The 14,121-nt window shown below is 31.7% G+C and carries 15 protein-coding genes; 7 read left to right on the forward strand and 8 right to left on the reverse strand.

Going from position 1 to position 14,121, the window contains the following annotated elements; all coding sequences use genetic code 11:
- Positions 1 to 98 precede the first annotated feature (98 nt).
- From CD121_RS03045 to CD121_RS03070, 6 genes are all read left to right on the forward strand, one after another.
- Positions 99 to 344 carry a YuzB family protein gene (locus CD121_RS03045; RefSeq protein ID WP_126567425.1) on the forward strand — a complete coding sequence of 82 codons (246 nt, stop codon included), beginning with the start codon at positions 99 to 101 and terminating at the stop codon, positions 342 to 344.
- Between the two features lie 12 nt (positions 345 to 356).
- Positions 357 to 716, forward strand: coding sequence for a HesB/IscA family protein (locus tag CD121_RS03050; RefSeq protein ID WP_017637445.1), 360 nt, complete (start codon positions 357 to 359; stop codon positions 714 to 716).
- A 261-nt stretch (positions 717 to 977) separates the two neighbouring features.
- Positions 978 to 2,186, forward strand: a complete 1,209-nt coding sequence (locus CD121_RS03055) for an NAD(P)/FAD-dependent oxidoreductase (RefSeq protein ID WP_017637444.1) — start codon at positions 978 to 980, stop codon at positions 2,184 to 2,186.
- A gap of 182 nt (positions 2,187 to 2,368) precedes the next feature.
- Positions 2,369 to 3,853 (forward strand): M17 family metallopeptidase, encoded by a 1,485-nt coding sequence (locus CD121_RS03060; protein WP_126567426.1) that lies wholly within the window; start codon positions 2,369 to 2,371, stop codon positions 3,851 to 3,853.
- Positions 3,854 to 4,005: 152 nt separating this feature from the next.
- Entirely contained in the window at positions 4,006 to 5,322 is a 1,317-nt protein-coding gene (locus tag CD121_RS03065; RefSeq protein ID WP_029055597.1) for a Na+/H+ antiporter family protein, read from the forward strand.
- A 21-nt stretch (positions 5,323 to 5,343) separates the two neighbouring features.
- On the forward strand, positions 5,344 to 5,718 hold the full coding sequence (locus tag CD121_RS03070; protein ID WP_017637441.1) for a PaaI family thioesterase: 375 nt from the start codon (positions 5,344 to 5,346) through the stop codon (positions 5,716 to 5,718).
- Positions 5,719 to 5,799: 81 nt separating this feature from the next.
- Here the strand turns inward: CD121_RS03070 and CD121_RS03075 are convergent, their stop codons facing one another.
- A complete protein-coding gene (locus CD121_RS03075) occupies positions 5,800 to 6,957 on the reverse strand; it encodes an NAD(P)-binding domain-containing protein (RefSeq protein ID WP_126567427.1) in 1,158 nt (385 codons plus the stop codon).
- Positions 6,958 to 7,175: 218 nt separating this feature from the next.
- On the opposite strand from CD121_RS03075, the gene bioB reads away from it, so the two are divergent.
- Positions 7,176 to 8,159, forward strand: coding sequence for a biotin synthase BioB (gene bioB / locus CD121_RS03080; RefSeq protein WP_126567428.1), 984 nt, complete (start codon positions 7,176 to 7,178; stop codon positions 8,157 to 8,159).
- Positions 8,160 to 8,230: 71 nt separating this feature from the next.
- Here bioB and mnhG1 read toward each other — a convergent pair whose 3' ends face one another.
- From mnhG1 to CD121_RS03115, 7 genes are read right to left on the reverse strand one after another with little or no spacing between them, the layout of a single operon-like run.
- A complete protein-coding gene (gene mnhG1, locus CD121_RS03085) occupies positions 8,231 to 8,587 on the reverse strand; it encodes a Na+/H+ antiporter Mnh1 subunit G (protein ID WP_017637438.1) in 357 nt (118 codons plus the stop codon).
- Positions 8,565 to 8,858 (reverse strand): Na+/H+ antiporter Mnh1 subunit F, encoded by a 294-nt coding sequence (gene mnhF1, locus CD121_RS03090; protein ID WP_017637437.1) that lies wholly within the window; start codon positions 8,856 to 8,858, stop codon positions 8,565 to 8,567. The genes mnhG1 and mnhF1 overlap by 23 nt, the downstream gene beginning before the upstream one ends.
- Entirely contained in the window at positions 8,855 to 9,337 is a 483-nt protein-coding gene (gene mnhE1, locus CD121_RS03095) for a Na+/H+ antiporter Mnh1 subunit E (RefSeq protein WP_126567440.1), read from the reverse strand. The genes mnhF1 and mnhE1 overlap by 4 nt, the downstream gene beginning before the upstream one ends.
- A gap of 2 nt (positions 9,338 to 9,339) precedes the next feature.
- Entirely contained in the window at positions 9,340 to 10,836 is a 1,497-nt protein-coding gene (gene mnhD1 / locus CD121_RS03100) for a Na+/H+ antiporter Mnh1 subunit D (protein WP_126567429.1), read from the reverse strand.
- Positions 10,823 to 11,170: a Na+/H+ antiporter Mnh1 subunit C gene (gene mnhC1 / locus CD121_RS03105; RefSeq protein ID WP_017637434.1), complete on the reverse strand. Its 348-nt coding sequence runs from the start codon at positions 11,168 to 11,170 to the stop codon at positions 10,823 to 10,825. Before mnhC1 ends, mnhD1 begins: the two co-directional genes overlap by 14 nt.
- A complete protein-coding gene (mnhB1, locus tag CD121_RS03110; RefSeq protein ID WP_017637433.1) occupies positions 11,170 to 11,598 on the reverse strand; it encodes a Na+/H+ antiporter Mnh1 subunit B in 429 nt (142 codons plus the stop codon). Before mnhB1 ends, mnhC1 begins: the two co-directional genes overlap by 1 nt.
- The gene (locus tag CD121_RS03115) at positions 11,579 to 14,002 is read right to left on the reverse strand and encodes a Na+/H+ antiporter subunit A (RefSeq protein ID WP_017637432.1); all 2,424 of its coding nucleotides are present in this window, start codon (positions 14,000 to 14,002) and stop codon (positions 11,579 to 11,581) included. Before CD121_RS03115 ends, mnhB1 begins: the two co-directional genes overlap by 20 nt.
- Positions 14,003 to 14,121 lie beyond the last annotated feature (119 nt).

Consider the following 14,121-nt stretch of genomic DNA (forward strand, 5'->3'; position numbering starts at 1 on the left):
GTAAAAATTTCTATTTTTAACATTTTAAGCTCAAAGATAGTCATAACAACTGGTAGTTTGTTATAATATTATAACTATTATTTTAGAGAGGGTGTCGTATGTTTCCGTTAGTTGAATTCTGCATTTCCAATATGGCTAAAGGTGGGGATGTAGTTTATGAAAAATTAGAAAATGATCCTGATATAGATGTTTTAGAATATGGATGTTTACAAAACTGCGGTATATGTTCCGACGGCTTGTACGCACTTGTCGATGGTGATATTGTTGAAGGAGATACACCGGACGATTTGTTAAATAATATATATAAACATATAGAAGAAAATGATTTCATGAACTTATTATAGGAGGTTATGATTATGCAAACAGTTATATTAACTGAAGCAGCAGCTTATGAAGTTAAAGATATGTTACAAAGTAATGATATGCCCGATGGCTATTTAAAAATTAAAGTTAATGGTGGCGGATGTACGGGTTTAACATATGGCATGTCAGCAGAAGCTGAACCAGGCGAAAATGATGAAATATTAGAATTCTTTGGTTTAAAAGTGTTAGTAGATAAACATGATGCCCCAGTATTAAATGGTACGACAATCGATTTTAAGCAATCATTAATGGGCGGTGGTTTCCAAATTGATAATCCAAACGCTATTGCTTCATGCGGTTGTGGTAGTTCATTTAGAACAGCTAAAGTTGCAGGAAACCCGGAAGATTGTTAAAGCGATATACAGCAATTAATTTAATAAATTAAATTTTTCACAAAGTGCACTATTGTCGCTTGAAAATATTGTACAAAAGCTATAGAATTAAACTTGGATTTAATATTGTCTTTTCTGTGAACTTCACGAGAAATAGCTTGATGAAAAAGACGTAATAATTATTGTGTGTCGTAGTTTTAAAATGTGTTACTTATTTAAGTTTAATCATTTTTAGTTATGCTACACTAGAGTTAAAATATTATGAAAGCTTAGGTGAAAATAATGGCTCAAGAACGTAAAAAAGTATTAGTTTTAGGTGCAGGTTATGCAGGTTTACAAGCTGTTACTAAATTACAAAAAGAAGTTTCTGCAGAAGAAGCAGAAATTACTTTAATCAACAAAAATGATTATCACTACGAAGCAACTTGGTTACATGAAGCTTCAGCAGGTACAATTAATTATGAAGATTTATTATACCCAGTTGAAAGTGTATTGAAAAAAGACAAAGTTAACTTTGTAAAAGCAGAAGTTACTAAAATTGACCGTAATGCTAAAAAAGTAGAAACTGACAAAGGTATCTATGACTTCGACATTTTAGTTGTAGCATTAGGATTTGTTAGTGAAACATTTGGTATTGATGGTATGAAAGATTACGCTTTCCAAATCGAAAACGTTTTAACTACACGTCAATTATCTCGTCATATCGAAGATAAATTTGCTAATTATGCAGCTTCTAAAGAGAAAGATGAAAATGATTTATCAATCTTAGTTGGTGGTGCAGGATTCACTGGAATCGAATTCTTAGGTGAATTAACTGACAGAATCCCTGAATTATGTAGTAAATATGGTATCGATCAAAGCAAAGTTAAAGTAACTTGTGTTGAAGCGGCACCTAAAATGTTACCAATGTTCTCAGATGACTTAGTTAATCATGCAGTAAACTACTTAGAAAACCGTGGCGTTGAATTCAAAATCGCTACACCAATCGTTGCATGTAATGAAAAAGGATTTGTTGTTGAAATCAATGGTGAAAAACAACAATTAGAAGCAGGCACTTCAGTTTGGGCTGCAGGTGTACGTGGAAGCCACTTAATGGAAGAATCTTTCGAAGGCGTTAAACGTGGTCGTATTGTTACTAACCAAGATCTTACAATTGCAGGTCATGACGATATCTTTGTTATTGGTGACTGTTCTGCATTCGTTCCTGCTGGTGAAGAACGTCCATTACCAACAACAGCACAAATTGCAATGCAACAAGGTGAACATGTTGCTAAAAACATCAAACATATCTTAAATGGTGAAGCTAAAGAAGAATTTGAATATGTTGACCGTGGTACAGTATGTTCATTAGGTTCACATGACGGTGTAGGTATTGTTTACGGTAAAGATATTACTGGTAAAAAAGCAGCGTTCATGAAAAAAGTTATCGACACTCGTGCCGTATTCAAAATCGGTGGCATAGGTCTAGCATTCAAAAAAGGTAAATTCTAACTTTTTATAATAATGTAAGCCTCCTTACTTAATAGTTTGGAGGCTTTTTTGTATGCTTATTAAGAAAAGATGATTTGTAAATAAAACACTAAATAGTTATTTCAGTAATAGTCATTTTTTCTATTTTGAAATGATATAAAATGATTTACAAATGAATCAAAATAAAAAAGGAGGAAACGCTTATGAAAATTCACTTTAATTCGACGACTCCCAACGATATACATAATATTATCGTTGGGATCCCTGAACATATAAATCAATTAGAAAATATAAATTATAATGGTCAATCATTAATTGAAGATTTACAAACATTAAAGCAAAATCATATTATCCAAGGTGGCATTGGAAAAATTGCGACTTCAATCATATATATTCAAGAACAACCTAAAAGATTAATAACAGTAGGCTTAGGTAATATCAAACAATTGAATTATGCGGATTTTTTAAAAATATGGGGAAATTTATTTCAATATTTAAAACAAGAATTTATTACTGAAGCGGAGTTAATATTATCATCATTTTTAAATAAGTATATTAATGACAGTATTATAGCTAAAACACTGGGATTACAAAGTGAACAATCTATTTATCAATTTGATAATTATAGATCTGATAAACGCTCACCATATCAACCTAATTTATATATAAGCGTAAATCAAAGACATGAAGACATAGAATCAATGATAAAAGAAGGTAAAATTTTAGGTGAATCAATTAATATAGCACGTGGCTTTAGCCAAATACCACCTAATATTTTAACTCCACAATATTTTGCCGAAAGTGTAGATAAGCTATTTAAAGATACGTCAGTTAGTGTTGAGATTAAAGATGGACAAACTATACAAGATGAAGGATTTGGATTATTACATGCAGTAGGAAAAGGTTCTATTCATAGTCCAAGACTCATTACGTTAAGTTATCAAGGTCGTCAAGATGATGCAGATCCAATCGCATTAGTTGGTAAAGGAATTACTTATGATTCCGGTGGTTATAGCATTAAAAGTAAAACAGGCATGCAAACAATGAAATACGATATGTGTGGTGCAGCTAATGTTGTTGCAATGATAAAGGTTGCTCATCAATTAGCACTTCCTATCAATATTATTGGTGTAATTGCTTCAGCTGAAAACATGATAAATGAAAAAGCTATGAAACCTGATGATGTATACACAGCGTTTAATGGTGAAACCGTTGAAGTTCTAAATACCGATGCAGAAGGGCGACTAGTATTAGGTGATGCTGTAGCCTTTGCTACCCAATTTAAGCCACAAGTTATATTAGATTTTGCAACATTAACAGGTGCAGCTATTGTAGCCTTAGGTGAAGATAAAGCTGCTGCATTTGAATCACATGCTTCTAATCAGCTACAAGAAATTTTAAAATTGGCTAAAAATGTTGATGAACAAGTATTTGAGCTGCCTATTACTCAAACTGAAAGACAATTAATAAAAAATAGCGACGTAGCTGATTTAGTTAATCATACGAATGGACAAGGAAAAGCTTTATTTGCAGCATCCTTTATTAGTCACTTTAGTGGATCAATTCCGCATATGCATTTTGATATCGCAGGACCAGCTACTATAAATAAAATGTCTTATAAAGGACCAAAGGGACCAACCGGTTATATGATTCCAACGATTATAGAATGGTTGAAAACAATGAATTAGTTTATTAAGGGAGGAGGTTTGAACCTCCTTTCTTGTTGTTAATTATAATATGCAATTGGTTTTATTTTTATATTGACTTTATATTATTGAATTGCTATGATATTATCCATAAACGCTTTAGTTCGATAGAGTGATAAAGGATGGTTTTGCTTATGGTAAATGCAGTAGTTATAGCTGTTATATTAATGATTATCTTATGCTTGTGTAGATTGAATGTCGTTATAAGTTTATTTATTAGTGCACTTGTTGGCGGCATACTGTCTGGTATGAGTGTTGAAAAAGTTATAAGTATATTTGGGAAGAATATTGTTGACGGTGCTGAAGTCGCATTGAGCTACTCATTATTAGGAGGATTTGCTGCATTAATTTCCTATAGTGGTATTACAGACTATTTAGTTGGAAAAATAATTAATGCAATTCACTCTGAAAATAGTCGACTTTCAAGAATTAAAGTAAAAATAATTATTATCGTTGCGTTACTAGCAATGAGTATTATGAGTCAGAATTTAATACCTGTACATATTGCATTTATTCCAATTGTTATCCCACCATTATTAAGTTTATTCAATGATTTAAATATTGATAGAAGAGTCATTGGTTTAGTCATTGGATTTGGATTATGTTGGCCTTATGTTTTAATACCTTATGGTTTTGGTCAAATATATCATCAAATTATTCAAAGTGGTTTTCAAAAAGCACACCATCCTATCGAGTTTAATATGATTTGGAAAGCGATGATAATTCCTTCAATGGGCTATATCGTTGGTTTAATTTTAGGTTTAATTGTTTACCGCAAACCAAGAAAATATGAAGAGCGAAATATTAATGATAGAGCAACCGTAACTGAAGTAAAACCATATATTTTAGTTGTTACTATCATTGCGATTTTAGCAACTTTTATTGTTCAAACATTAACAGATTCAATGATTTTTGGTGCTTTAGCAGGTGTTCTTGTATTCTTCATTTCACGTGCATATAGTTGGCACGAATTAGACGAACAATTTGTAGATGGTATCAAAATTATGGCATATATTGGTGTTGTAATATTGACGGCTAATGGTTTTGCTGGTGTCATGAATGCTACTGGAGATATAGATAACTTAGTAAAAAGTTTAACAAGTATTACAGGAGATCATAAATTACTAAGTATAGTAATTATGTATATTATAGGCTTAATCGTTACGCTAGGTATCGGTTCATCATTTGCGACGATACCAATTATTGCTTCATTATTTATTCCATTTGGTTCTTCAATTGGTTTAGATACAATGGCTTTAATTGCATTGATAGGTACAGCTAGTGCATTAGGTGATTCAGGTTCACCAGCTAGTGATTCAACTTTAGGTCCAACAGCAGGACTTAATATGGATGGACAACATGACCATATTAGAGATACATGTATTCCAAACTTTTTATTCTATAATATACCATTGATTATTTTTGGTACGATAGCAGCCATGGTATTATAGTATAAAAAGGGGTGTTCTAAGTTGACCAATTTGTTAGAAACATTTGAAATGAATGTTGAAATTGAAGAAGAAGGCAAAGTAGTTATTTCAATGCCAGTTACAGATAAAGTGAAACAACCATTTGGATATTTACATGGCGGTGCGAGTTTGGCCCTAGGAGAAACTGCCTGTTCACTTGGAGCAGCGAATTTAATAGATACGACTCAGTATATTCCATTAGGTTTAGAAATGAATGCTAACCATGTCCATTCAGTAAAAGAAGGAAAGGTTATTGCAATAGCTACTATTATCCACCAAGGTAAATCAACACAAGTTTGGAATATTGAAATTAAAGATGAAAACGATAACCTAATTAGTATTATGAGAGGGACAATGGCAATTAAAGCTTTGAAGTAAAATATATCTCATAAATTTATAAATAATATATACCCCTATAGTTGAAATATAATTTCAATTATAGGGGTAATTTGTTGTTTATTAGGATACTTTTTCTTTTAGTATGCGATTATATGCATGACAGATTCTTTCAGAAGCTTCTCGACCGCCCATAATATTTCTACCAAAGGGACCAAGTTCTAAATCTGCTAGTCCACCAGCTACAAATAAATTAGGTAACCATTCTAACTCATATGATATGTTAGGAAAACCACATTTTGTTAATGGAGCGTTCAATTGAGTAATTAAATCTTGGATAATAGGTTGATTCATGACAGTATTTTCAAATCCAGTAGCTAATAAAATATGGTCATAATAAATCGATTTGTGAGTTGTAATGATATGATGATCTTTAATATCTTTAATTTCATTTTTATGAAGAACTAAACGACCATTATTTACATGTTTTTTAATACGAAGATATAGTTCGTGAGGCATTGATCCTTTATGACGTTCTGCTTTAATAATTCTCATTCGTTCCTGTGAAGATTCGATATTTAAGAAATGTTTCATATTCTTAGGACCAAGCCAACCTGGGTCGGCGTCAAAATCATGAATTTCAATATCTTTATTTAACCATAAATGAATTGTTCTTTGATGATTAGTATTAATTAATTTAAGTGTCAAATGTGCGGCTGATATTCCGCTTCCCACGACATGAGAAGTTTGATTAATATTTATTTGCGATTCCGCTTCGTTGAAAATATGCTGGACATCGGGTTGTTGCTGAAACATAGGTGGAATATTCGCGCGATGGTTACAACCATGTGCAATAATTAAAAATTCTGTTTGAATGGTTTGACCGTTTGTCAATTCTAATTGCCATTGATGTTGCTTTCGATTTATATGTTTAACAAATCCTTGTAAGTGACTCTCATTTAAATGATATTGATGGATAAGTTCATGAGTATGATGCATAAACATATCGCGCTGTGGTCGTTTATAAGGACCGTATGTAGCACCTGTATATTGATTAAATTTAGCATATTGTTTTAAATGAAATGGCTCAGGGTGAATATGATGTACAAATGGAGATCTTAAAAATGGCATACTAATACGTTGAGTATAAGTATTAAATTGTTCACATAATGAAGGATAAGGGTCTATTATTGTCAATTCGTCAGATGATAAGCCGGCTTGTCTTAGTTTTAAAGCTATTGTTGTACCTTGAATGCCGCCACCAATAATGGTCCAGTGCATGTTATCAACTCGCTTTCTAATTTATTATATAAAACGTAATTATTACGATTTAAAAATTATAGCACACTTCTACTTCTAATACAATTTCATGACAATAATAATCCATAGCTATAATGTAAACTTTTAAAATAAATTAGTTTACATTATAATAGAATAGTATTTAGATTCTCATATATATATAAAGAAGATTTATTTTATGATAATAGGGGGAAAATTGAATGAAATTATCAGAAAGAGTTATGAAAGAAGACAATTTTACTAAAAAAGAATGGCTAAGTATCTTCGAAAGCGACAGAATAGATACATTGGAGTTATTACATGAAGCATATATCGTTAGAAAACATTACTATGGTAAAAAAGTAAAATTAAATATGATACTTAATGCTAAAAGTGGTATATGTCCTGAAGATTGTGGTTATTGTGGGCAATCTAGAGAAATGAAACAAAAGCAAAGATATGGTTTAGTTGATAAGGAGAAAATAAAAGCAGGGGCAAAAGTGGCTTATGAAAATCAGATAGGAACGTATTGTATTGTTATGAGTGGTAGAGATCCTAGTGATAAAGAAGTTAAACATATTTGTGATACCGTACAAGAAATTAAAACTATACATCCACAACTTAAAATATGTGCATGCTTAGGTTTAACCAATGAAGAGCAAGCTTCACAATTAAAAGAAGCAGGCGTAGACCGCTATAATCACAATATTAATACAAGTGAACGTTATCATGATAACGTGGTAACTACACATACATATGAAGATCGAGTTAATACTATTGAGGTTATGAAAGCAAACCAGATTTCACCTTGTTCTGGAGTTATATGCGGTATGGGTGAAACGAATGAGGATATTATAGATATGGCTTTAGCACTCAAAGCGATTGATGCAGATAGTATTCCCATAAATTTTTTACATCCAATAAAGGGAACTAAATTTGGAAATATGGACGAATTAACACCAATGAAATGTTTGCGTATCATTTCAATGTTTAGATTAATTAATCCAACTAAAGAAATACGAATTGCAGGTGGAAGAGAAGTTAACTTACGTTCATTACAGCCATTAGCGTTACAAGCTGCTAATTCTATATTTGTAGGTGATTACTTAATAACAGGTGGCCAACCTAATCAATTAGATTATGATATGTTAAAGGATTTAGGATTCGATATAGATGTAGTGAATGATAAAGTTACCCAAATCTAGAATAGTATCAATGATTATTAAAAAGACCAATCGAAGTATGATTTTATCGATTGGTCCTTTTCAAATAATATTTATAATTTTTTATCTTTTAAATCTTCTTTAATTTCGTCAACTTTAGTATTTTTACTATAAGGTGTATTTGTATTATAAGCTGCTTTCATTATCATGTGACTTGATAGGGGGCCAGTAATTAAGACGAAGATAATACCAATGATTAATTGCATGTTTGTATAACCTTCAGTACCAATAAAATATAAAAATGCTCCCATTAATAAACTCATTGCTCCCAATGTAGCGGCTTTACCAGCAGCGTGTGCACGAGAATAGATATCTTCAAGTCTTAATAAACCAATAGCAGCTACAGCACTGATGATTGCTCCAATAATGATTAAGATAAGAGAAATACTAATGACTATCGTTTCTATCATGTTCTATCACCTTACCTTTATCCATGAATTTTGAGAAAACGGCTGTACCTAAGAAGGCTAAAATACCTACTAATAAAATAACTACAATCATATATTTAATATTCATTAAAATACTGAAGAGTGCAATAACGGCCATTAGTTGTAGGCCCAAGGCATCTAATGCAACTACTCTATCTGCTAGAGAGGGTCCTAAAATAACTCTAACTAGCATAGCCAACATAGATAAAACGACTATGACTAATGCAATAATAATTATTGTTTTAATTGTCATTGTTCTTCGCCCACCTCTCTAACAACTTTTTCTAAAGAAAATTTTATTCCTTCAATTTCTTCTTCGGTTGTACTAAAGTCAATAGCATGTATATAGATTTTGGTACGATCATCACTAATACCAAGAACTACAGTCCCAGGTGTTAATGTAATTAAATTGGAAAGTAACACTATTTGCCAGTCTGTCTTCAAATCTGTTGGATATACAAAGAATCCCGGCTTATTAGTGATTTGTGGCTTTAAGATGATTTTTAAGACATCTAGATTAGCTTTTATTAATTCTAATAAGAAAATAAAGACTAATCGAATCATTCTATATATACGAATTAAGTAAAACTTTCCTGGCATTACGCGATGAAGGAGATAAACCAATATGAGACCAAATAAATAACCTAATACGAAATTGTTTAATGTATAGCTATCTGAAATGAGTAACCACACAATTGAAACTAATAAATTAACAACAATTTGGACTGCCATCATTATTTACCTCCTAATACACTATTAATATATACGCTTGGATCATAGAATGTTTCTGCGCCATCTTTAATAATTGGGTATAGGACATCCGCTGATAATCCAAATAATACAGTAATGGCAACAGCAATCACTGAAACAGTAATTAAACCATAACTATTTACTTTAGTTGATATATCATATCCTTTAGGTGTTCCGAAGAATCCTTTTAAGAAGATTCTTATAACAGAATATAAAACTACTAAACTAGAGATTAATACTACGATACCTGTTAAATAAAATCCTTTTTCAAATGTAGCTTTTACGATATACAATTTACCGTAAAAACCACTAAGTGGCGGTATACCTGCCAAACTTAACGAAGCTATAAAGAATGTCCAACCAAGAACAGGATAACGTTTAATTAGTCCACCAAATTGACGTAAATCCGTAGTTTTTGTAATTTTATACATGACACCTATTAAGAAGAAAAGGGATGTTTTAACTAACATATCATGAATAGTGTAGTAAATAGCACCAATCATGCCCGTTTCATTCATCATAGCAACACCGACTAAAATAACGCCTACTGCAATCATGATATTATATAAAATGATTTTTTTCGTATCATAGTAGGATACTGCGCCAACACAACCAAAAATAATTGTTAATAGCGCTAAGAATAATATGACATAGTTAGAAAAACCTACTGAACTATTAAAGAATAAACTTAATGTTCTGGCAATGGCATATACGCCTACTTTTGTAAGTAAAGCACCAAAGAATGCCATAATAGCAAACGGTGGTGCATAGTAAGCACCAGGTAACCATACATACATTGGGAAGACGCCAGCTTTAGTAGCAAAGACGAAAATGAATAGTATAAATACAATATTTACTAAGCCACTTTCATGTGCTGATAATTCATTCAAACGTTGACTGATGTGTGCCAAGTTTAAAGTTCCGACAACTGAATATAAAATAGCGACACCCATAACAAAGAATGATGAAGAAACAACATTAACTAATACATATTTAATCGTTTCTTGTAGTTGTATTTTTGTAGTGCCAATAACTAAAAGGCAATATGAAGACATTAAGAATACTTCAAAAAATACAAATAAGTTAAATATATCTCCTGTTGTAAAGGCACCAATAATACCTATAAGCATGAACATTACAGTGAAATAATAATAGAATCTTTCTCGGTCAACACCAATCGAATTATAAGAATATAGAATGATGAGTGCAGTAATAATAATACTTGTAATAATTAGTAATGCACTAAAAGTATCTAATACAAATACAATACTGTAAGGTGCTTTCCATGAGCCTAATTCCAATTTAATAGGTCCATTTTTTAATACATTATACAAATTAATAATAGATATAACTAAAGTAATCATTGTACCTGCTAAAGCGACATAACGTTTTATATATGGTCGTTTTCCAATAAAGACGAGTAATATTGCCGTTAGAATAGGTACAACTAAAGTAAGGGCTAGCATATTACTCTCTGACATCTTCTGGAACTCCTTTCATACTTTCCACGTTATCAGTACCTAACTCTTTGTATGTTCTAAAGGCTAGTACTAAAAAGAAAGCCGTAGTAGCAAATGCGATAACGATAGCTGTTAATATAAGTGCTTGAGGGATTGGATCAACATAGCTATGAATTCCTTTTTCGTGGATAGGTGATGCGCCATGTTTTAATCCACCCATAGTAATTAGAAATAAATTTGCTGCGTGTGTTAGTAGCGTAGTTCCCATAATGATTCGTATCAAACTTTTAGATAAAACGAGATAGACGCTGATTGCTGTAAGTATGCCACTAACAAATATCATAATAATCTCCACTATTCGTTCTCTCCAATCGATAAAATAATAGTCATTACAGTTCCTACGACTGCACATAAAACACCAAAGTCAAAGAATACAGCGGTTGTCATATGCATTGGTTGTAACAATGGAAGCGGAATATCAAAAGTAACATGTGTGAAAAAGTTATTAGACATAAACCAACTAGCCATTGGTGTACCAACACAAAATAATAACCCAATACCTATAAGTATTTTAAAATCTATAGGGAAAATTTTTCGCATCGTTTTAATATCAAATGCGATAGTAATGATAACTAAGGCACTAGAAAATAATAAACCACCGACAAAGCCGCCACCAGGAGTATAATGACCTGCAAGGAATAAAGAAAAACCAAACATCATAATCATGAAGAAAATAATGACAGCTGTATATTGAAACATTAAATCATTTTTCTGTCTGTTCATGACGTTTCACCTCACTCGTTTCTGTATGACGTTGATGCTTTTTGCGCAGTTTAATCATTGTATAAATGCCTAATCCTGCAATACCTAATACTGATGATTCAAATAACGTATCCATACCACGGAAATCGACTAATATGACATTGACCATATTCTTACCAGAAGCAAGATCATAGACATGGTCTTGATAGTAATGAGTAATAGATTCAAAGTGTCGGTTACCATATGCAATTAATCCTAAAATAATCACGACAAGTCCAATTCCTGCTGAGATTAATGCATTTGTTACTTTAAATGAACGTGTTTCGTTGTAACGGTTAAGATTAGGTAAGAAATAAAAACATAGTAAAAATAATGCAGTAGAAATTGATTCTACGACAAATTGTGTAAGGGCTAAGTCAGGTGCTTTAAAGAATATGAATAGCACAGATACTGAATAACCCACTGCACTTAACATAATAATGCTAAACAAACGAGATTTAGCAAATATAATTAAAAATGCTGCTATAACAAGTAAAGCGATAATTCCAACTTCAAAAATTCTAATATGACTAACATTTTTGAAATTAATAGTAAATGGCACGCTAAGTAATACAACAGTTGTTAATAATATTAATAAGCCAAAGATAATGACCAGATTATTTCTAGCAGAGCCAGTCACATAACTATTAGTCATATTTTTAGAATAAGTTGGGATATATTTTCCTAAACCGTCGTACCAATAATTAAAAGTAATTTGTTTAGGTTGTGCCTGTAATAATTTAATCCAATAAGCAAACGTTAAAATTAATAAAATTCCTACGATATAAATACAAATTGTAGTGATAAATGCTGGAGTTATACCATGGAATAAATGGAACTCAGCACTCACTTGAGAAGTTTGACTCATTGAAGCTGTTGCTGGTTCTATGATTGATTGTGTTAAAATTCCTGGGAATAAACCAAATACAATAACTAATATTGCTAATATAGCAGGCGAAATAAGCATTAATATCGATGCTTCATGAGCTTTATGAGGTAATTGATTTGGTTTATATTGTCCAAAGAATATATGCATAATAAATTTAATTGAATATACAAAAGTAAAGATACTACCAACAATAGCTAATATTGGAAAGATAATACCTATTGTATTTAAACTCATGGTATTTGCATGCGTTAATTCAATAACGGATTCAATGAATTTTTCTTTTGATAAAAAGCCATTGAATGGGGGTATGCCAGCCATACTTAAAGAAGTAATCACTGTAATTGTGAATGAAATTGGCATAATCGTTAATAAACCGCCTAATTTTCTAACATCACGAGTACCCGTACTATGGTCGACTGCACCAGTTATCATAAACAATGCACCTTTAAACGTCGCATGGTTAATTAAGTGAAATGCAGCTGCTGTGAAAGCCGCGATATATAATTGACTATCCTGACCTTCAAAGTGATAGCTTACAGCACCAATACCTAGCATAGACATAATCATTCCCAGTTGTGACACAGTAGAAAATGCTAAAATCCCTTTGAGATCTTGCTGTTTCGTAGCGTTTAATGATGCCCAAAACAAGGTAATTAATCCAACTAGAGTAACTGTCCAAATCCATCCTTGTGACACTGCGAAAATAGGAGTCATTCTAGCTATTAAATATAAACCAGCTTTTACCATCGTTGCAGAATGTAAATAAGCACTTACAGGTGTAGGTGCTTCCATTGCATCTGGTAACCATATGTAAAAGGGAACTTGTGCTGATTTAGTAAACGCACCAATTAGTACAAAAATCATTGCTAAGATAAAGAAAGGACTACTTTGTATATCAGCTACATGCTGAATAATATAACGAATACTTAGCGAATCTGCAGAAATAGAAAGTAAAATAATACCGCCTAGTAAACTTAGTCCTCCAAAAACAGTAATGATTAAAGACTTTTGAGCGCCATAAATGGAAGCTTGCTTGTCTCTCCAAAATGAAATAAGTAAAAAACTTGAAAACGAAGTTAACTCCCAGAATAAATATAAAACGATAAGGTTATCTGAAAGTACAACGCCTAACATTGCACCCATGAAAAGTAATAAATAACAGTAAAAATTCCCTAATTGTTCTGATTGGCTTAAATAACCAATGGAGTATAAGACAACTAAACTGCCGACACCCGTTATCAGTAAACTAAATAATAATCCTAATCCATCTACATAAAGATTAAAATTCATACCGACATGTGGCATCCACTTAAAAATTTTCATTACGGTATTACCTGACATAGTAGTCGTAATAAAAGTTAAGAAATATATAAATAAGACGACGGGGACAGGTAACACGAACCAACCTATGTGAATTCTTTTAAAGAATCTATATAAGATTGGGATAATGAGTGCAAATATTAACGGTAATAGTACCGCAATATGTAACAAACTCACTAAATTGTCCTCCTTTAAAAATGTTTATGATATTTATTATACATGAATCATATCATTCTGAAAAACGTGATACTGCTTGAAATCACTGTATTTCAATCGCTTTTAAATATGAAGAAACA

Source organism: Staphylococcus pasteuri (assembly GCF_003970495.1).
Taxonomy (GTDB): domain Bacteria; phylum Bacillota; class Bacilli; order Staphylococcales; family Staphylococcaceae; genus Staphylococcus; species Staphylococcus pasteuri.

What these genes read in the sequence shown, in the direction of transcription:
- CD121_RS03045 (WP_126567425.1), top strand. Translation starts at nt 99, where the DNA reads ATGTTTCCGTTAGTTGAATTCTGCATTTCCAATATGGCTAAAGGTGGG.
- CD121_RS03050 (WP_017637445.1), top strand. Translation starts at nt 357, where the DNA reads ATGCAAACAGTTATATTAACTGAAGCAGCAGCTTATGAAGTTAAAGAT.
- CD121_RS03055 (WP_017637444.1), top strand. Translation starts at nt 978, where the DNA reads ATGGCTCAAGAACGTAAAAAAGTATTAGTTTTAGGTGCAGGTTATGCA.
- CD121_RS03060 (WP_126567426.1), top strand. Translation starts at nt 2,369, where the DNA reads ATGAAAATTCACTTTAATTCGACGACTCCCAACGATATACATAATATT.
- CD121_RS03065 (WP_029055597.1), top strand. Translation starts at nt 4,006, where the DNA reads ATGGTAAATGCAGTAGTTATAGCTGTTATATTAATGATTATCTTATGC.
- CD121_RS03075 (WP_126567427.1), bottom strand. Translation starts at nt 6,957, where the DNA reads ATGCACTGGACCATTATTGGTGGCGGCATTCAAGGTACAACAATAGCT.
- bioB (WP_126567428.1), top strand. Translation starts at nt 7,176, where the DNA reads ATGAAATTATCAGAAAGAGTTATGAAAGAAGACAATTTTACTAAAAAA.
- mnhG1 (WP_017637438.1), bottom strand. Translation starts at nt 8,587, where the DNA reads ATGATAGAAACGATAGTCATTAGTATTTCTCTTATCTTAATCATTATT.
- mnhF1 (WP_017637437.1), bottom strand. Translation starts at nt 8,858, where the DNA reads ATGACAATTAAAACAATAATTATTATTGCATTAGTCATAGTCGTTTTA.
- mnhE1 (WP_126567440.1), bottom strand. Translation starts at nt 9,337, where the DNA reads ATGGCAGTCCAAATTGTTGTTAATTTATTAGTTTCAATTGTGTGGTTA.
- mnhD1 (WP_126567429.1), bottom strand. Translation starts at nt 10,836, where the DNA reads ATGTCAGAGAGTAATATGCTAGCCCTTACTTTAGTTGTACCTATTCTA.
- mnhB1 (WP_017637433.1), bottom strand. Translation starts at nt 11,598, where the DNA reads ATGAACAGACAGAAAAATGATTTAATGTTTCAATATACAGCTGTCATT.